Raw genomic sequence first — 18,880 nt, forward strand, 5'->3', positions numbered from 1 at the left:
ATATTGGAAAAAATGAAAGTTCAGACCGCTTTATCAGCGTGCGAGAGGAAGCCATACACTCATTTCAGACTTGTCGCGGTTACCCCATGCGAAATACGGGATGAGTGTCACTTTGACTTTCTCGTCTGCGCTTCCGACCTCACGATAGAGCTTGCCGGTCCAGTCTCCGCCGTCGACAAGACGTGCTTCAGTCTCAAGGGCAGTCATGTGGCTGCCGTCGATGGTGATATCCTTGGTTGTGAATTTGGCATCGGCCGGAATGAGTATATCGTCAAGAGCGTTGCCACCTTCAATGTCGATACCTTCGAGGCAATATACGAGCGGACCGCGCTTGACGGCTGTATGATTACGGGTTTCCTCGACAAGAGGATTCGATTCAAGAAGCTTGGTCTTCATTTCCATGTCGAATGTCACCTCATCGCCCGGCTTCCAAGTGCGGTCGAGAGTGATATAGCTGTCGGGGGTTACTTTCACATCTTCCTTAACCCCATTTACAGCCACTGTCGCATTATCGCACCATGAAGGAACGCGGAGTTTGAGAGCGAGTTTCTGTTTCTTGGGAACTTCGACAAGATTTATGACCACCTTTCCGTCGTAGGGATAGCCGGTGTGCTGTGTCACCACAAGGGGACGCTTCTTGCCGAGCGACGTGCGGAGTTCGCTGTCACCGTAAAGATTGAACCAGAGAGTGCTGTCATTTACAGTATAGGCATAGTTCTGAGCCTCGCAGATTGTACGGAGAGTGTTTGGCGGGCAGCAGAAACAACTGATATATTCCTCGCGTGTCTTCGGCCAACGGAGAGTATATGGCAAATCATCGCTCATACGGAGCGGATTGGTGTAGAAGTAACGTTTGCCGTCAAGACTGACACCACTGAGCACACTGTTGTAGAGAGCTGTCTCCACTATGTCGGCATACTTGGCATCGCCGGTGGCTTCGAGCATTCTCCAGTTGAAAAGCATATTGCCGATATTGGCACATGTTTCGTTGTGAGCGGTGCTGTTGGGGAGCTGATAGGGACGGCCATAGCTCTGATGAACCTTCTGGATGCTGTCAGGCTCATAGCATGTGCCGTCGGGGGAAGTGCCGTCGTAGAGAGCGCCACATGCGCCGGTGACATACATTTTGCGGTTAACGATGTCGTTCCAGATGCTTGTGAGATTTTTCATCAGCTGCTCTTCGCCTGTCTCTGCATAGAGGTCGGCCACACCGGCATACAGATAGTTGGCGCGGACAGCATGTCCCATCGCATTATACTGGTCGCGGAAAGGTATGCGGTCCTGATTGTCGTCAGTTCCGTTCTCCACGAGACCGCGGATGTTGATGAGATTGTTTGCAAGGTCGAGATAACGCGGATTGCCTGTTTCTCGATACATTTCCACCACACCCATATAGTGTGACGGACAGATTGCATTGCGTGCAAGCTCGGCAGAAGCTGTCTCATAGAAATTACACAGGAAGTCTGTGGCCTTTACGGCAGCATCAAACAGAGTCGTCTTCCCGGTGGCTCTCTTGTGGATGATACCGGCCATCATGAGGTGGCCGAGATTATAGGTCTCGAAATTCAGACGGTTTGCAAACGCCCCCTTCTCGTCCGCGCTTCCGACCTTAGTGCCGATGACGGTCTGTTCCTTGTGATGGGCATGGGTATCCACCCCACGGTTGCGCTCGTCGATGATGACAGGCGTATGGATATATCCGTCGGCACGCTGTGCTTTGACAACCTGCTTGATAAACTTATCCATCAGAGCATCGAGCTTGGGGTCTTTGTTGACCGCATAGACAGCAGCCACAGCCTCAAGCCACTTATACATGTCACCGTCATGGAAAGGAGGGCCCCAGTGCTCACCTTCGCATGTGCCGGCTGCTATTTCGAAATTACGGAAACCGTGTGAAACATCAGGATTGGCCCATGTCTCCCACATGCTTTGCAGGGATGTCCCGCTATAGACATCGAAACGCTCACCCCAGAATCCGCCGGTCCATTTTACAGAACCGATAGGTGTATTTACCATAACTGCATGCTTGCTTTCTGACATGTCAGTAAGTCCACCACCTTGGGCAAATGCGCTCAATGAAATCGCTGCACAGGAAACAATGGCATTAAATCTATGAAACATAAGTAGTTGGATTAGATGTAAGAATTTAGATTACAAAGTTAAAGAAATAATATCATACTTACAACTTTCGACCTCTTTTAATTTGAATTTTACAATAAGTACCGCCTTTTTACTGTCAAAAATCCATTGTTTTGCCATATTCGCTTGCCAATAAGCTGTAAATTTCAAAAATTATGCGTAAATTTACCCGTCGACCTGATTACATCACAAACTTAAACCAAGGCCATGAATCTAAAAATCAAAATAATCTCATGTCTGCTGTCGGCGCTAAGCCCGATAATCATGACTGCCGCCACGACCGACAGCCACTACACTCCTTCGCCTGAAGTTATAAATTCACAGAAGGAATTCGAGACCGACCGTTTCGGCATTTTTATTCACTGGGGTATTTACAGTATGTTCGCCCGTGGCGAATGGTATCTTAACTACGGACCGAAAGCCGATGAGTATGCCAAAGCGGCCAAGGGTTTCTATCCTGCCGACTTCGATGCGTCAGCATGGGTTTCGGCCATCAAGGATTCCGGAGCACGCTACATATGTTTTACAACCCGGCACCACGACGGCTTTTCAATGTTTCACACTGCCGAATCGGACTATAATATAGTAGACGCGACACCATTCAAGCGCGATGTGCTAAAAGAGCTGTCCGACGAATGCCGGAGGCAGAACGTAAAACTACACCTATATTATTCACATATCGACTGGACACGCGACGACTATCCGTGGGGACGCACCGGAAGGACAACAGGCAAAGATTCGCTCAAAGCCGACTGGCCTCATTACTATGCGTTCATGAACCGCCAGCTCCGCGAACTCCTGACCAACTACGGTCCGATACGTGCTGTGTGGTTCGACGGATGGTGGGACCATGACGAGGACAAGACACCTTTCGACTGGGAACTGCCGGAACAATACCGGATGATCCACGAACTCCAGCCGGCATGTATGATAGGCAACAACCACCATCAGACGCCGTTTGAAGGTGAAGACCTACAGATTTTCGAACGCGATCTGCCGGGCGAAAACACCGCCGGACTTTCAGGACAGGCCATCAGCCGTCTGCCTCTCGAAACCTGCAACACGATGAACGGCATGTGGGGCTACAAAATAGAAGACACGGATTATAAAGATACGCGCACGCTCATCCACTATCTCGTAAAGACAGCAGGCATGGGCGCGAATCTGCTCCTGAACATCGGCCCGCAACCAAACGGCGAACTTCCGGCTGCCGCACTCGAACGTCTGAAAGAAATGGGTAAATGGATGCGCGAAAACGGCGAGACCATCTATGGAACGTCAGCAGGCCCGTTTCCGGCGCAGGAATGGGGCACCTGCACACGAAAAGGCTCACGCCTGTTCGTCCACCTGCTGACACCGAAGTCAACCGACATATTTCTTCCGGCAAAGCTGAATATCAGAAAAGCGACAGTCCTCGCCGACGGATCAAAAGTCAGGTTTTCAAAAAATGACAACGGTGTGACACTACATCTCGATGCCATCCCCGACTGCATAGACCATATCATAGAACTCGAAATCAACCAGCCCGTCAAATAGTCCGGCCATCATGACAACCGAATTTCAACACCCAAAACCGATTCTTGAAGTCTGCTGCGGGGACATACAAAGCATATATGCTGCAAAAACAGGTGGCGCACACCGCATAGAGCTGTGCAGCGCATTGTCGGAAGGAGGAGTGACACCCTCAGCCGGACTCATACGTGAGGCCGTCAGCTCAGGCATCCCGGCCGTTCATATACTCATCCGTCCGCGCGGAGGAGATTTTCTATACAGCGAAGACGAAATACGCCTGATGGAAACCGATATCCGTTGCGCCGTCAGCTCAGGAGTTGACGGGGTGGTAATCGGAGCATTGACATCAGACGGCGATATAGACATGACAACATGCCGACGGCTTATCGAAACTGCCGGAGATTGCTCAGTCACTTTCCATCGTGCGTTTGATCTCTGCCGAAATCCTCAGAAAGCCCTTGAAGACATTATCAGCCTCGGATGTGACCGCATACTCACCTCCGGGCTTGCCCGGTCGGCTATGGAAGGAGCCGAAACACTCCGACGGCTCAACCGCCAGGCTGCCGGACGCATAACCCTGCTGGCCGGAGGCGGTGTCACACCAGATAACGCACGCGAAATCCTCTCGTCAACCGGGTTAAACGAACTTCATGCCTCGGCGAAAACATCAGTAGCCAGCGCCATGACATTCCGTCGGCAATCAGTCTGCATGGGCATACCTGATAAAGACGAATATATCCGCACAATGACCGATGCCGCTACCGTAGCGGCTATAATATCTGCCATTTCCGGCTGAGCGCAGCAATGAAAAGAGAACCATAATGACCACCGCCATCATAACACATCATGAATCACAACAAACTTTTCAGCATAATATTTTCAGCCACTGCCGTTTGCCTCCCAATAGCGGCAAACGGCACCGCTATTGGGCATGACACCGTAACTGAGACAGATTTCAAAACCAAGGAAGCCTATACAGGTGACAGTCTCGCAACCGCCTGGCTCAACGCTCAGACAGGACTCACGCCTGAAGAAAGGGATGCGATAAAATTCCTTTACGCCTACATGCCTCTTGCCGACCGCAACGGCTACGCGCCGGAGTTTTTTCTTGCCAATGTCCGCTCGTCACTGCGAGCTGCCGAGGAAATGCCGTGGGGAAAGACCGTCCCCCACCGCGAATTCCGCCACTTCGTGTTGCCGGTGCGTGTCAACAATGAGAGTCTTGACCTGTCGCGTCCCGTTTTCTACAAAGAGCTGAAAGACCGCGTAAAGGGTATGAGTATGGAGGACGCAATTCTCGAAGTGAACCACTGGTGTCATGAAAAAGCTACTTACCAGCCGTCAGACGCACGCACAAGCAGCCCGCTGAGCACAGTCAGTCAGGCCATAGGCCGCTGTGGAGAGGAATCTACTTTTACTGTAGCAGCCCTGCGTGCGGTAGGCATCCCGGCACGTCAGGTCTACACTCCGCGATGGGCGCACACCGACGACAACCACGCTTGGGTAGAGGCTTGGGCCAACGGAAAATGGTATTTTATAGGAGCTTGCGAACCTGAACCGATATTAAATCTCGCGTGGTTCAACTCTCCTGCATCACGCGGTATGTTGATGAATACCAAAGTTTTCGGACGCTATGACGGCCCGGAGGAAGTGCTCGAACGCAAACCGACCACCACAATCATAAATGTAACTGAAAACTATGCCCCCACACGCACAGTCGAAGTTGTAGTAAAAGACATCAATGGAAATCCTGTAGAAAACGCGACTGTCAATTTCTCGCTTTATAATTATGCCGAATTCTATCCCGTAGCAGTCAAGAAATCCGGCCTCAACGGGCACGCAAGTCTCAAAGGCGGCATAGGCGACTTCATAATATGGGCTTCCGACGGCAAAAACTTCGGCATAGTCAAAGCCGGAGGTTCAGACACAAATGTGCAGGAGATAATACTTGACAAGGCTTCCGACTGGACCGGCACTCTTGAGTTTGACATCACTCCGCCGGCCGCATCGGCCTCACTCACCTCTCCGACTCCTGAACAACGCAGACTCAACGACCTACTCACAGCACGCGAAGACTCTATCCGAATGGCCTATGTAGTCACCTTTGCAACCCCGGAAAGCGCGTCAGCTCTGGCCAAAAGTCTCGGAACAGACGAAGGCAAGACCAAAGAAGTTCTTATCCAATCACGCGGCAACCACTCAGGCATAAGTAAATTTCTAACCGGCATTCCGGCAGATCAACGCGACAAAGCCCTCCGTCTGCTTCTCGCCGTTTCAGAAAAAGACCGCCGTGACATATCGGCCGAAGTACTCACCGACCATCTTGCGACCCCGGAAACTGAGAGTCCTCTTTTTGACCGATACATAATGAACCCACGAATCGAGAACGAGCCTCTGACAGCCTACAAGGCATTTTTCCGCTCAAAAATCCCGCAGGAAGATGCCCAGCGCTACCGTTCCAACCCTAAAGAATGGGTCAGTTGGTGTCGCGACAACATTGCTGCCGATACAGTCTGGAATCAACCCGGCATACCGATGTCGCCTGAGGCAGTCTGGAACCTCCGTATGGCCGACAGCCGTTCACTCGGCATATTTTTTGTTGCCTCAGCCCGTAGCATGGGTATCGCCTCGCGCATTGATCCGGTGACGGGGAAGACGCAATACGCCGACGAAAACGGCAACTGGAACGATGTGAAGTTCACTGACGAAACACTCTCTCCGTCATCGCCAAAAGGTCGGCTTAATCTCTCATTCGCCCCCTCGGCAGAACCGTCGACCCGAAATATTACTCACAGTTCACATTGTCAAAAATTGAAAACGGACTGCCAAGACTGCTCGAATATGAAGAAAGCGACACGTACAAATCGATAACCGGACGCGGCCCGGAACTTGACGAGGGGCGCTACGTCCTCATCACCGGCCAGCGTATGGCCGACGGTGGCGTGCTCGCGAGGGCAGATTTCTTCAACATAACAGCCGGAACGACTACTGAACGCCCCCTTAAAATCCGACAGGACAGCACAGAAATTCAGGTAATAGGCTCATTCAATTCCGAAAACATGTATCACGATCTCGAAACCGGCACTGACAAGAGCCTGCTTTCTACGACAGGACGAGGCTACTATATCGTCGGACTCATCCAGCCGAATCATGAGCCGACAGCCCATAATCTAAACGACATATCTGCAACAGCAGCCGAATTCGAGAAACGCGGCAATAAAATGATACTCCTGTTCGCTGACGAAAATGAGGCACGAAGGTTTGACCGAGGCCGTTTTCCGTCACTTCCGGCAAACGTGGTGTTCGGCACAGACATCAATTCGACAAATCTCAATGAAATCACTACCAATCTGAACCTTACGACATCAGAACGCCCGATTTTCATCGTGGCCGACACATTCAACCGCGTCGTTTTCGTCTCTCAGGGCTACACAATCGGCCTTGGCGAAACCCTGACCGACATCCTCCACCGCATAGACTGACTGCACTGAAATCCATGTAAAGATATAAATCCGGCAATCACCCGAATGGGAGATTGCCGGATTTATATGTATCTACTTGTTTTTACACCTAAGTTTCCCGGAGGGAGCTTACTTTTTCTTCTTTGCCGGATCGCAGGTAAGACCTACGCCGAGTTTTTTGAATATCTTATGGTCGACCTCGCCAAGCATCACAGTAGAGTGTACCTGACAACCGTTGAGTTCAGGGAGTTTTTCAAGCGCGCGACGGCAATTCTCGTCATCGGTGCTCAACACAGAGAGAGCCACGAGCACCTCGTCGGTGTGGAGACGCGGATTGCGGCTGCGCAGATAGTTGATTTTCGTATTCTGTATCGGTTCGATCATTGCCTGCGGAATAAGTTTGACCGAATGGTCTATGCCGGCGAGATATTTCACGGCATTAAGTATGAGAGCCGCACTTGGTCCGAGCAGAGAGCTTGTCTCAGCCGTGATGATAGTTCCGTCGGCAAGTTCGATGGCCGAACACGGCACACCGCTACGCTCGGCTCTTTCGCGGGCAACAACCGTCGGGCGGCGATAAGAGGTGTCAATCTTGGCCTGCTTGAAAAGAAGGGCGATCTTGTTGACCTCACCTTCATTGTCGTCCCCCTGTGCGAAACGATTGAGCGCAGTGTAGTAGCGACGGATAATCTCATCTTTCGAAGCACGGCAGCAGACCTCATCGTCATTGATACAGAATCCTACCATATTGACACCCATATCAGTAGGCGACTTGTAGGGATTTTCGCCATAGATGCCCTCGAAAAGAGCATTAAGGACAGGGAATATCTCAATGTCACGGTTATAGTTGATAGCAGTCTTGCCATACGCCTCAAGATGGAATGGATCTATCATATTGACATCATTGAGGTCGGCCGTAGCAGCCTCATAGGCAATGTTCACAGGGTGCTTGAGCGGGAGACTCCACACCGGGAAGGTTTCAAACTTCGCATAACCGGCCTCTATGCCACGCTTGTGCTCATTGTAAAGCTGACTGAGACATACTGCCATCTTACCGCTGCCGGGACCGGGGGCGGTGACGATGACAAGCGGACGCGAAGTCTCCACATAGTCGTTGCGTCCGAAACCGTCGTCAGAATCAATGAGATCGACATTGGTCGGATAGCCCTCGATGGTGTAGTGATAATAGGTGGTGATGCCGAGGCGTTCGAGTCGCTGACGGAAAGCATCGGCACTGCTCTGGCCGTTGTAGTGGGTAACAACTACCGACCCGACAAGGAAACCGCGTTTCTGAAACTCCTCGCGCAGACGCAACACATCCATGTCGTAGGTGATGCCAAGATCATTGCGCACCTTGTTTTTTTCGATGTCAAGCGCGCTGATCACAATCACAATCTCTGCCTGATCGCTGAGCTGGCTGAGCATACGGAGCTTGCTGTCAGGCTGAAAACCCGGAAGCACACGGCTCGCATGGTGGTCATCAAACAATTTACCTCCAAGTTCGAGATAAAGCTTGTTGCCGAACTGGGCTATACGCTCCTTAATGTGTTCGGACTGAATTTTGAGATATTTCTCGTTGTCAAAACCGTATTTCATAACGGATTACAAAAGTACGACATTTCCACGAACCGACAAAATTCCGACCGCTCAAAATTATCCTAATTTATTTCCGGCTGTTACAGCATTGGAGAATAAGTGGCGATTATTGACAAAACTATATGTATTCGCAACCCTTATCAGCAAATCTTCATAAAACTTTTTAGACACAAAACTTCTCCCGGCAAAAAAGAAAACCAGACAGTCAGAGCATTTACTAACCATCTGATTTCCAACATGAGCGGCAAACGAGGCTCGAACTCGCGACCCTCAGCTTGGGAAGCTGATGCTCTACCAACTGAGCTACTGCCGCATGTATTTTTTCCAGCCTTCTTCATGAGGATTGCATCACGATACCCAGTGTCCCGAACCAAATCAATGGCGAAACCGGCCTTTGGCTGTTTTTGTGAGTGCAAATTTAAGTGTTTTTTCTGTTTTATGAAATTATTTCCAACTTTATTTTCAATTATCCTACTCAAATTATATCCGCGAATTATATCCATTGTTTCCTCCAAATAACTTAACTTTGCACTACAATCAACAGGCGTGCATGGCAGGATCACCCATTCCAGACATGCCTTGACAATAAATGGAACTATTTGTAAAACAACTAATCATGAACCGAAGACACTTTTGCAAGATAGCATCACTCGCAGTCGGGGCTTTAGGCATGAACGGCGTTTCAGCTTTCGCAGCCGGAAGGTCTGACAACAAGCACACAGCCATGACGATGCCTCCGGCAACGGATGCCGTGTGACGGTGTTGCGACGTGAATGCCATCTTGACCTTCAGGCTCTATTCCTCGACGACCCTGACTCCGGGCCTTGCGGATTGTTCAAATCAGGTGACGACTTCACATTTTCAGCCGGTGAGAGATGCCCTGCCGGATTCTGTCCTCGCCTGTGGGAAATGATATGCACGGCAATGACAAGCCATCTCAAATGCGCCACGCCCAACGATCAGTCGACTGTCATATTATCATGCCCCGACGGAACACGACCTGTAATAGTCCGTGTCGACAGCTTTCATGAACACCCATAAAAACCCTGACTGCAAAAACGCATAAACCAACCAATTTCAGCTATATCATCAAATATGAAAAAAATCTCAATCCTCGCAGCTTCAGCTGCACTGTCAGTAATTGCGGTTGCCTCCTCTTGCTCCAACAATAAGACATGCCAGCAGGCTTCCTCGGGCACCGATGAAGCAATCGCAAACATCATGACCCGCACGAGTGTCCGCGACTACACCACCACACCTATCTCTGAAGCAACCATCGACACACTCCTCCGTGCCGGCATGGCCGCGCCAACAGCCCGCAACAAACAGCCGTGGAAATTCATTGTCGTCAACCAGCGCGAACTGCTCGACAGCCTCGCTAAAGGCAACTGGCGACCTGCAGCCAAAGCTCAGGCAGCCATTGTGGTATGCGGCGATGTCACAGACCCTCTGCCCAGCGAAGGCAAGGACTATTGGGTGCAGGACTGCTCGGCTGCCACCGAAAACATTCTTCTCGCTGCCCACGCGGTAGGACTTGGCGCGGTATGGTGTGGTTGCTATCCTATCTCCGAACGCGTGGATATGGTCAGATCGGCCTTTGCCATCCCCGACTCAATCATTCCGCTCAGCGTCGTGATGCTCGGATATCCCACAGGTCCACAAGAGCCCAAAGACAAATATAAGCCTGAAAACATCCACTATAACAAGTGGTGATACCACACTGACCTACACGTACTAAAATCATGATTATGCCCGGCCGCCACTAACGACAGCCGGGCTTAATCATATTGCAATCTATTGTAGACTGTAATGTTAGGTTTTTCGGGAAATATTTACTACTTTTGCAAAAATTTTTGCCAACCATACCTACAATTAATAAATACCGTCTCGAAATGTCAAAGAGATTCCCTGAATATAATGGCTTAAAGCTACCAGAAATCAATGATTCAGTCCTTGAACAGTGGGGAAACGAAAACGTGTTTGCCCGCACGATGTCCGAACGTGAAGGCTGTCCCTCGTTCGTGTTTTTCGAAGGACCACCATCCGCAAACGGCAAACCGGGCATACACCATGTGCTTGCCCGCACCATCAAGGATATTTTCTGCCGCTACAAGACTATGCAGGGTTTTCAGGTGAAGCGCAAAGCCGGATGGGACACCCACGGTCTCCCCGTCGAGCTTGGCGTCGAAAAAAATCTTGGTATCACCAAGGAAGACATCGGCAAGAAAATCTCGGTTGACGAATATAACGCCGCATGCCGTCGCGAAGTGATGAAATATACAGGCGAATGGGAAGACCTCACCCGTCGCATGGGCTACTGGGTCGACATGCCAAACGCCTACATCACATACGACAACCGATATATCGAGACTGTATGGTGGCTGCTCGGCCAGCTCTATGAAAAAGGCTATCTCTACAAGGGTTACACCATCCAGCCTTATTCTCCGGCAGCAGGTACGGGTCTCAGCTCCCACGAACTTAACCAGCCGGGATGTTACCGAGACGTGAAGGACACTACATGTGTCGCACAGTTCCGTGTGCTCGACAACGACAATCCCTCGCTCGCTCCCTACCGCGAACTTCTGTTCAAATGGGGTACACCCTATTTCCTCGCATGGACCACTACACCGTGGACACTCCCTTCAAACACAGCTCTTGCCGTAGGCCCGGAAATTACCTATAACATCGTCCGTACCTACAATCCATATTCAGGCAAACCCATCACGGTTGTCGCCGCCGATGCTCTCATGGGCTCGCTCTTCAATCCAAAGGCCAAAGACCTGCCTCTCGACAGCTATTCGAAAGGCGACAAACTGATTCCATATGAAGTAGCCGCACAGGTGAAAGGCCTCGATCTCGTAGGCATCGACTACGAACAGCTGCTCCCGTGGGTCAATCCCGGAGAGGGCGCGTTCCGCGTAATCCCGGGCGACTATGTGACTACAGAAGACGGTACGGGTATCGTACACATCGCCGGTACATTCGGTGCTGACGACCTCCGTGTGTCTCGTCAGAACAACATTCCCCCGCTCCACCTCATCGACCGTGACGGCAACATCCGCCCGATGGTCGACCTGACAGGCCGTTTCTACCTTCTATCTGACCTCGACCCGAAATTTGTCGAGGAAATGGTCGACGTAGAAGCCTATACCCCTTGGCAGGGACAATATGTCAAGAACGCCTACGATCCAGAAGCCACAGCAGAGACCGAGACTCTCGATGTGAAAATCTGCATGGAGCTGAAGGCCACCGACAAGGTGTTTAAAATCGAAAAGCATACCCACAATTATCCCCACTGCTGGCGTACTGACAAGCCCGTGCTTTACTATCCGCTCGACTCTTGGTTCATTAAGACCACAGCCGTGCGCGAACGCCTTATGGAACTCAACGAAGGCATCAAGTGGAAACCCGCCTCTACCGGAAGCGGACGTTTCGGCAAATGGCTTGAAAACCTTCAGGACTGGAATCTCTCGCGCAGCCGCTATTGGGGCACACCGCTTCCGATATGGCGCACGGAAGATGCTAAAGAAGAACTCTGCATCTCGTCTGTCGAACAGCTCTTCAATGAAATAGAGCGTGCGGTCGAAGCCGGAGTCATGACTGAGAACCCATATCGCAAAGCCGGCTTCGAACCCGGCAAGTTCGACAAGGAAAACTACGAGAAAATCGATCTCCACCGTCCTTATGTCGACGATATAATCCTTGTGTCGCCTTCAGGCAAACCGATGCGCCGCGAAAAAGACCTCATCGATGTGTGGTTTGATTCCGGCTCTATGCCCTACGCACAGATCCACTACCCGTTTGAAAACAAGGAAGCGTTTGACAACCGCGAAGTATATCCGCCGATTTCATAGCAGAAGGCGTGGACCAGACACGCGGGTGGTTCTTCACCCTCCATGCAATCGCCGGAATGGTATTTGACTCAATATCTTATAAGACCGTCATATCCAACGGGCTTGTCCTCGACAAATATGGCAACAAGATGTCAAAGCGTCTCGGCAACGCCGTCGATCCCTTCGGCCAGATCAGCCAGTATGGCGCAGATCCTGTACGCTGGTACATGATTTCAAACTCATCTCCTTGGGAGAATCTTAAATATGACGAAAAGGGCGTGCTCGAAACCTCACGCAAACTTTTCTCTACCTTATATAATACATACAGCTTCTTCGCTCTCTATGCCAACGTCGACAGCTTCGATCCTGAAGCGCCCCAAGTGACTGTGAGCGAACGTCCCGAAATCGACCGCTGGATTCTCTCGCTTCTCAACTCGCTCGTCAAGGAAGTTTCTGAAGCGCTTGATGACTACGAGCCGACACGCGCAGCCCGTGCCATCGGTGATTTCGTCGGTGACAATCTCTCGAACTGGTATGTACGCCTCAACCGCAAACGCTTCTGGGGCGGCGAAATGACCACCGACAAGCTTGCGGCCTACCAGACACTCTACACCTGTCTGAAAACCGTAGCTCTCCTTATGGCCCCCTTCGCCCCCTTCTATGCCGACCGTCTCTACCGCGACCTCACCGGCTCGACAGAGTCAGTCCACCTCGACCGCTTCCCCGTGGCCGACGACACTCTCATCGACAACGAGCTTGAAGCGCGCCAGAAACTCGCTCAGGACATTACCTCAATGGCACTCGCACTCCGCCGCAAAGTCAATCTCAAAGTGCGCCAGCCACTGCAGACCATCATGGTTCCTGTGGCCGATGAAAGCCGTCGCAAAGCACTCGAAGCCATCATGGAACTCGTCAAGAGCGAAATCAATGTCAAGGACCTTAAAATCGTAGGCAACGACGAAGGCATTCTCGTGAAGAGTGTCAAACCCGACTTCAAGAAACTCGGCCCGAAGTTTGGAAAACAGATGAAGGCCGCAGCCGAAATCATCAAGAACCTTGATGCCAAGGCCATAGCCACTCTCGAACGTGACGGTAAGCTGACCTTCGACCTCAACGGCACACCCGCAGACCTCGATATTGCCGATGTCGAAATCATCTCCGAGGATATCCCGGATGGCTCGTGGCCAACGAAGGCAACCTCACCATAGCCCTCGACGTGACAGTCACTCCCGAACTGCGACGCGAAGGCATCGCCCGCGATATCGTAAACCGTATTCAGAATATACGCAAGTCGCGTGACTATGACATCACCGACCGCATCTCGCTCACTTTCGCTCCTGCCGATGCGACCGACGATGCAATCCGTGACTTCGCCGACTACATCTCGCGTCAGGTACTCGCGACTTCACTTGAAATCGCACCGATAGCCGACGGCGACGAGGGCGTAGAGGAACTGAACATGGACGATATTACAGCCAAAGTCCGAGTCTCACTTGCTACATCTTGAACACAAAACCTAAATAGAAACTATCACCATGAGCGACAAGACCCGCTATTCCGACGAGGAACTCCAGGAATTCAAGGAGCTTATCCTCCAGAAACTTGATAAAGCCCAAAAGGAGTACGACTCTCTCCGTGGCCTTATCAACAACACCGACGGTAACGACACCGCCGACACATCGCCGACTTTCAAAATTCTCGAAGAGGGAGCAAGCACTCTTTCAAAAGAGGAAGCCGGCCAGCTCGCACAGCGTCAGAAAAAGTTCATCCAGCATCTGCAGAACGCCCTTATCCGTATCGAGAACAAGACCTACGGCATCTGCTGCGAGACAGGTGAGCTGATTCCGAAAGAACGTCTGCGCGCTGTCCCCACGCCACCCGCAGTGTCGAAGCTAAAAACGCTCAGAAAAAGAAGTAACAGACAATTCTCGCTGTCAGACGACAGCAAAAACATATCACAACCGACTGAACAATGCGTAGCAGAGCTACACTCGTCCTCGTCATCACAATCCTCGTGGTGATTCTCGACCAAGCATCGAAGATCTGGATCAAGACCCATTTCTATCTCGGGGAAGATGTCAAAATCTTCTCATGGTTCTATCTGTATTTCATCGAAAACAACGGAATGGCCTTCGGAATGGAACTTGGAAGCAAACTGGCGCTGACTCTATTCAGGATCGTAGCCGTAGGATTCCTTATATGGTACGTAGTCAAAATCTACGCACTGCGCACAATCCCGCGCGGCTATCTCGTCTGCTTGGCATTCATCATCGCAGGCGCAGCGGGCAACATATTCGATTGCGTCTTCTACGGACTCATTTTCGATAATCCCGCGCCTCCGCAGGTGGCCTCTCTTTTTCCTGCCGGCGGAGGCTACGCCCCGATTTTCCTCGGACGTGTGGTCGACATGCTCTATTTTCCTCTTTTCAGTTTCATCTGGCCTTCATGGATACCATTTGTCGGCGGACAGCAATTCCTTTTCTTTCAGCCGATTTTCAACCTTGCCGATGCAGCCATTTCGTGTGGAATAATAGTTCTGATAATCTTCTATCACAGCTATATTCTTCCGCCAAAGGCTCTTGCGGAACTTCCTGAAAGATGACATCAGTCCAAACGGAATACTATTATCACTTTAAACGTTCTGATATTTCACCATATGCGCCGTCTTTTCCCTGTCGTAGCCTCGATGATGGTTCTTGCCGCCTGCAGCAAGACACCCGGCTATGTCATTTCAGAAGGCAAGATGGCTGAAATCATGGCCGACCTCCACACAGGCGAAGCCGTGGTGGATGCCAACAGCTCGACGTTTCGTAAGGACTCCGTAAAACAAGCTTTCATGCAGTCTATATGTATGCGCCACGGTGTCACCACTCAGCAGCTCGATACATCCCTCTATTGGTACGGTCAGAATATACAGGAGTATATAAAGGTATATGACAAGACCATATCCATACTCGAATCTCGCATAGCCGAAGCCGAAAAAGCCGGAGGAAAGAGCAACGACCGTCCGCGCAGCATCAGTCTCGACGGAGACTCCGTCAATCTATGGCACGGACCGGCCTCACTCCGCAACAGCTCCAACAATCCGTCGGAATTTCTCACTTTCACCTTCAACACTGACAAGAACTGGGAACGCGGCGACCGCTACACAGTCTCGGTGACACCCATCAATCCCCGTTCGGCTGTTTTCATGACCATTGTAGCAACCTACAACGACGGCACAGCCGAATATGTCACGCTCAATGAAGGATCTGAAGGCAAGAAGAGCCTCACGCTCGTGCTCGATTCCGCAAAGGCAGCCATAACGGTCTACGGCACGATACACTATGCGCCGAAACCGGGTGAAGTCTCATATCTCGACTCAATATCGGTCGTAAGGACTCGTGGACGCAATGATAACGCAGCAGCCCGCCGAGGTCAGCAGACAACAAGGATGCGATAAGCCATATAAACTATTCACCCAATCTCCTCAGCACTGTTTTAACTATTTGACACAACACACACTTTCATACCTTTATAAGCTGTAAAAACAATGGAAACCAAAGTCTCCGTGCGTGCTCACGCCGTGATTTTCGACAAACAGGTCTACCGAAACTGCATCGTCAGCTACTCTCCCGAAGACAATACTGTCGTTCCACATATCATCCCATTCTCTACCGAGGTACATTCAACCACTTCCTACAACGGCATCATCATCTTCGCTCCGCTCGGCTTCACACTTCCTCCCGACCTCGACATGCCGCATGCCATTGCCGCTCCGGGGGGCTACACCGCATTTCTCAACCATCTTGCCGAAGCTACCCCTGCCTGTGGCCAGTCTCCACATTCAGTCATCCTTCTTCCGCTCTGAAACAGTAAACCACACAATTTTTAACGGCCTAATGACGTTATTATATCGTAGAATAAGATAATAACCGAATCACATGCAAGGCCGTAGCCACCGTCATATATCCCTTCTTTTCTTTCTGTCGCCTCTGTTTGCCTTAATTGGCTACTCACAGGTGAAAATCCACGGTAAAATAACCGATGCACAAGGCGAACCAGTCGAGTTTGCAACCGTGCGTATAGCCGGAACTGCCATAGGGACAACCTCAGGACTCGAAGGCGACTATTCGCTCTCATGTCCGGCATCTGACACAATCACCATCCATTTTTCGTGTATCGGCTTCCGGGAAGAGACCCGCAGGCTGATAGACGCATCAGGCGACGTGACACTCAACATGCGCCTGCAGCTCACCACCGAAATGCTACAGCAGGTCGAAGTCACTGAACTAAAAAAACAGACCGGCTCAATCGCGACAATCGATGCCTCCGAACTGCGTAAGAATCCGGATGCGTCTGGAGGAAGTGTCGAGTCGCTTATCACAACGATGGCAGGTGTAACAGGCTCAAATGAAATGTCGTCACAATATTCTGTCCGCGGCGGCTCTTATGATGAAAACTCCGTCTACATCAATGGTATAGAAGTCTATCGTCCGCTCCTCGTATCCTCAGGACAGCAGGAAGGGCTCAGTATCATCAACCCTGATCTTGTAGGAGCTATCGGATTCTCGACCGGCGGTTTTCCGGCCGAGTATGGCGACAAAATGTCGTCAGTCCTTGACATTACCTACCGTCAGCCTGAATCATTCGAAGGCTCACTGTCGGCAAGCCTCATGGGAGCGTCCCTCTCCATCGGTCAAGGCTCTAAAAAATTCTCTCAACTCCACGGCATACGCTACAAACGCAACTCATCACTCCTGAGTTCAATGGACACAAAGGGAGAATATGACCCAACATTTTTTGACTACCAGACCAGCCTCAACTGGCAACTCTCGCCGAAATTCAAGCTGTCGTTTCTCGGCAACATAGCCCTCAACAACTACAAATTCACACCTCAAAACCGCACAACGACTTTCGGCACATCAATGGATGCGAAGCAGTTTACCGTATATTTTGACGGACACGAAAAGGACCGCTTCGACACATACTTCGGTGCGGTTTCGCTCGACTACCGTGCAAGCCGCTCGACCAATCTCGGTCTTGTCGCCTCGGCCTATCTGACAGACGAACTCGTTGCCTACGATATTTCAGGCGAATACTGGCTTGATCAGGCGGGCGACTCAAACGTCGGCGGCGAACTTGGCGTAGGACGCTATCACGAACATGCCCGTAACCGACTAAAAGCATCCGTGCTATCTCTTGCATTCAAAGGTCAGACAGCCATAAACCAGCGCCACACACTCACATACGGACTTTCCGTACAAGGTGAAAACATAATGGACCGTTCACGCGAATGGGAACTGCGTGATTCAGCCGGCTTCTCGCTACCGTCCGACGGAATAAACCTGCGGATGATCTACAATCTCGATTCTCATCATGACCTTTCGTCAACACGCCTTGCCGCGTTCGCACAGGACGCATGGAAAATCAACACCTCGGCCGGATTCCTGACACTTAATGCCGGACTCCGCCTAAGCTACTGGAGTTTCAACAAGGAACTGCTTCTCAGTCCGCGCATGACCGTAGGTTTCATCCCTGAAAAATATCCATCGTGGGCATTGCGCTTTGCCACCGGCCTCTACTATCAAAGCCCCTTCTACAAAGAATACCGCATGCCCGTAAGCGATAAAAACGGCAACCAGACCATAAATCTCAACAGCGACATCAAATCGCAGCGCAGTTTTCACCTCATAGCGGGTACGGACTATACATTCCGTGCCCTCAACCGCCCGTTCAAACTGTCGGGCGAGATTTACTATAAGGCTCTTTCCGATCTCGTCCCTTACGAAATCGACAATCTGAAAATCGTCTATTCAGGGCTCAATGAAAGTTCGGGCTACGCGACAGGAATCGACCTGAAACTGTTCGGACAGTTCGTACCGGGAAGTGATTCGTGGGTCAGCTTCTCATTGATGAAAACCAGCGAGACCCTCCACGGAGTCAAAGTGCCGCGTCCGACTGACCGAGGCTACAGCCTTGGGCTTTTCTTTACGGATTACTTTCCGAAATTCCCCAAACTGAAATTCGCCCTCAGAGGCATATTCATGGACGGACTCCCAGCCACAGCCCCGCGATCGACACGCGACAAAGGCTATTTCCGCATGCCTCCCTACAAGCGAGTCGACATAGGGCTTTCCTACGCACTCCTATCACCTCTCAAAGAGGGCGAAAGCCGGAGCGGTTTTGCAAGACACCTAAAAAGTGTGTGGCTCGGTTTTGACGTGTTCAACCTCCTTGACATCTCAAACGTAGCTTCATATTACTGGGTGACAGATGTCAACGACATCCAGTATGCCGTACCCAACTACCTGACCCGTCGTCAGCTCAACGTCCGTCTGACAGTCGATTTCTAATCCG

13 protein-coding genes, 1 tRNA gene and 2 pseudogenes are annotated in these 18,880 nt (G+C 51.0%); 13 read left to right on the forward strand and 3 right to left on the reverse strand.

Features of this window, described 5'->3' with window-relative positions; translation table 11 throughout:
* Positions 1-33: 33 nt before the first annotated feature.
* A complete protein-coding gene (locus E7747_RS00465) occupies positions 34-2,121 on the reverse strand; it encodes an aceric acid hydrolase (protein ID WP_136413388.1) in 2,088 nt (695 codons plus the stop codon).
* Positions 2,122-2,346: 225 nt separating this feature from the next.
* Between E7747_RS00465 and E7747_RS00470 the strand changes: the two genes are divergently transcribed.
* From E7747_RS00470 to E7747_RS16810, 4 genes are read left to right on the forward strand one after another with little or no spacing between them, the layout of a single operon-like run.
* Positions 2,347-3,675, forward strand: coding sequence for an alpha-L-fucosidase (locus E7747_RS00470; protein WP_168185168.1), 1,329 nt, complete (start codon positions 2,347-2,349; stop codon positions 3,673-3,675).
* A gap of 10 nt (positions 3,676-3,685) precedes the next feature.
* Positions 3,686-4,447 carry a copper homeostasis protein CutC gene (locus E7747_RS00475; protein ID WP_123613207.1) on the forward strand — a complete coding sequence of 254 codons (762 nt, stop codon included), beginning with the start codon at positions 3,686-3,688 and terminating at the stop codon, positions 4,445-4,447.
* A gap of 50 nt (positions 4,448-4,497) precedes the next feature.
* Positions 4,498-6,522, forward strand: a complete 2,025-nt coding sequence (locus E7747_RS00480) for a transglutaminase domain-containing protein (RefSeq protein ID WP_228449213.1) — start codon at positions 4,498-4,500, stop codon at positions 6,520-6,522.
* Entirely contained in the window at positions 6,453-7,133 is a 681-nt protein-coding gene (locus E7747_RS16810; protein WP_228449214.1) for a hypothetical protein, read from the forward strand. The genes E7747_RS00480 and E7747_RS16810 overlap by 70 nt, the downstream gene beginning before the upstream one ends.
* A 108-nt stretch (positions 7,134-7,241) precedes the next feature.
* On the opposite strand, the gene E7747_RS00485 is transcribed toward E7747_RS16810, so the two are convergent.
* Together E7747_RS00485 and E7747_RS00490 are read right to left on the reverse strand one after the other, a co-directional pair.
* On the reverse strand, positions 7,242-8,708 hold the full coding sequence (locus E7747_RS00485) for a DUF1846 domain-containing protein (RefSeq protein ID WP_123613205.1): 1,467 nt from the start codon (positions 8,706-8,708) through the stop codon (positions 7,242-7,244).
* A 240-nt stretch (positions 8,709-8,948) separates the two neighbouring features.
* Positions 8,949-9,021 (reverse strand) — tRNA-Gly (locus E7747_RS00490).
* Positions 9,022-9,324: 303 nt separating this feature from the next.
* Here E7747_RS00490 and E7747_RS16425 point away from each other — a divergent pair.
* From E7747_RS16425 to E7747_RS00530, 9 genes and pseudogenes are all read left to right on the forward strand, one after another.
* Positions 9,325-9,465 carry a hypothetical protein gene (locus E7747_RS16425; RefSeq protein ID WP_168185169.1) on the forward strand — a complete coding sequence of 47 codons (141 nt, stop codon included), beginning with the start codon at positions 9,325-9,327 and terminating at the stop codon, positions 9,463-9,465.
* Positions 9,466-9,467: 2 nt separating this feature from the next.
* Entirely contained in the window at positions 9,468-9,749 is a 282-nt protein-coding gene (locus E7747_RS00495) for a TIGR04076 family protein (protein WP_168185170.1), read from the forward strand.
* Positions 9,750-9,803: 54 nt separating this feature from the next.
* Positions 9,804-10,421 carry a nitroreductase family protein gene (locus E7747_RS00500; RefSeq protein WP_136413392.1) on the forward strand — a complete coding sequence of 206 codons (618 nt, stop codon included), beginning with the start codon at positions 9,804-9,806 and terminating at the stop codon, positions 10,419-10,421.
* Positions 10,422-10,600: 179 nt separating this feature from the next.
* Positions 10,601-14,048: pseudogene (gene ileS / locus E7747_RS00505) on the forward strand (isoleucine--tRNA ligase).
* A gap of 28 nt (positions 14,049-14,076) precedes the next feature.
* Positions 14,077-14,459 (forward strand): annotated as a pseudogene (locus tag E7747_RS00510) (TraR/DksA family transcriptional regulator).
* 54 nt (positions 14,460-14,513) lie between these two features.
* Complete coding sequence (locus E7747_RS00515; protein WP_123613194.1) at positions 14,514-15,143, forward strand: lipoprotein signal peptidase; 630 nt, start codon at positions 14,514-14,516, stop codon at positions 15,141-15,143.
* 54 nt (positions 15,144-15,197) lie between these two features.
* Positions 15,198-15,983, forward strand: coding sequence for a DUF4296 domain-containing protein (locus E7747_RS00520; RefSeq protein WP_136413394.1), 786 nt, complete (start codon positions 15,198-15,200; stop codon positions 15,981-15,983).
* Between the two features lie 90 nt (positions 15,984-16,073).
* Positions 16,074-16,391 carry a hypothetical protein gene (locus E7747_RS00525; RefSeq protein WP_123613192.1) on the forward strand — a complete coding sequence of 106 codons (318 nt, stop codon included), beginning with the start codon at positions 16,074-16,076 and terminating at the stop codon, positions 16,389-16,391.
* A gap of 73 nt (positions 16,392-16,464) precedes the next feature.
* Positions 16,465-18,876 carry a TonB-dependent receptor gene (locus E7747_RS00530; RefSeq protein ID WP_136413396.1) on the forward strand — a complete coding sequence of 804 codons (2,412 nt, stop codon included), beginning with the start codon at positions 16,465-16,467 and terminating at the stop codon, positions 18,874-18,876.
* Positions 18,877-18,880: the final 4 nt, after the last annotated feature.

Source organism: Duncaniella dubosii, assembly GCF_004803915.1.
Classification (GTDB): domain Bacteria; phylum Bacteroidota; class Bacteroidia; order Bacteroidales; family Muribaculaceae; genus Duncaniella; species Duncaniella dubosii.

Excerpts from the sequence above, each read along its gene's own strand:
- E7747_RS00475 (WP_123613207.1), top strand. The coding sequence starts at position 3,686 with ATGACAACCGAATTTCAACACCCAAAACCGATTCTTGAAGTCTGCTGC.
- E7747_RS00515 (WP_123613194.1), top strand. The coding sequence starts at position 14,514 with ATGCGTAGCAGAGCTACACTCGTCCTCGTCATCACAATCCTCGTGGTG.
- E7747_RS16425 (WP_168185169.1), top strand. The coding sequence starts at position 9,325 with ATGAACCGAAGACACTTTTGCAAGATAGCATCACTCGCAGTCGGGGCT.
- E7747_RS00480 (WP_228449213.1), top strand. The coding sequence starts at position 4,498 with ATGAATCACAACAAACTTTTCAGCATAATATTTTCAGCCACTGCCGTT.
- E7747_RS00530 (WP_136413396.1), top strand. The coding sequence starts at position 16,465 with ATGCAAGGCCGTAGCCACCGTCATATATCCCTTCTTTTCTTTCTGTCG.
- E7747_RS00485 (WP_123613205.1), bottom strand. The coding sequence starts at position 8,708 with ATGAAATACGGTTTTGACAACGAGAAATATCTCAAAATTCAGTCCGAA.
- E7747_RS00500 (WP_136413392.1), top strand. The coding sequence starts at position 9,804 with ATGAAAAAAATCTCAATCCTCGCAGCTTCAGCTGCACTGTCAGTAATT.
- E7747_RS00525 (WP_123613192.1), top strand. The coding sequence starts at position 16,074 with ATGGAAACCAAAGTCTCCGTGCGTGCTCACGCCGTGATTTTCGACAAA.
- E7747_RS00470 (WP_168185168.1), top strand. The coding sequence starts at position 2,347 with ATGAATCTAAAAATCAAAATAATCTCATGTCTGCTGTCGGCGCTAAGC.
- E7747_RS00465 (WP_136413388.1), bottom strand. The coding sequence starts at position 2,121 with ATGTTTCATAGATTTAATGCCATTGTTTCCTGTGCAGCGATTTCATTG.
- E7747_RS00520 (WP_136413394.1), top strand. The coding sequence starts at position 15,198 with ATGCGCCGTCTTTTCCCTGTCGTAGCCTCGATGATGGTTCTTGCCGCC.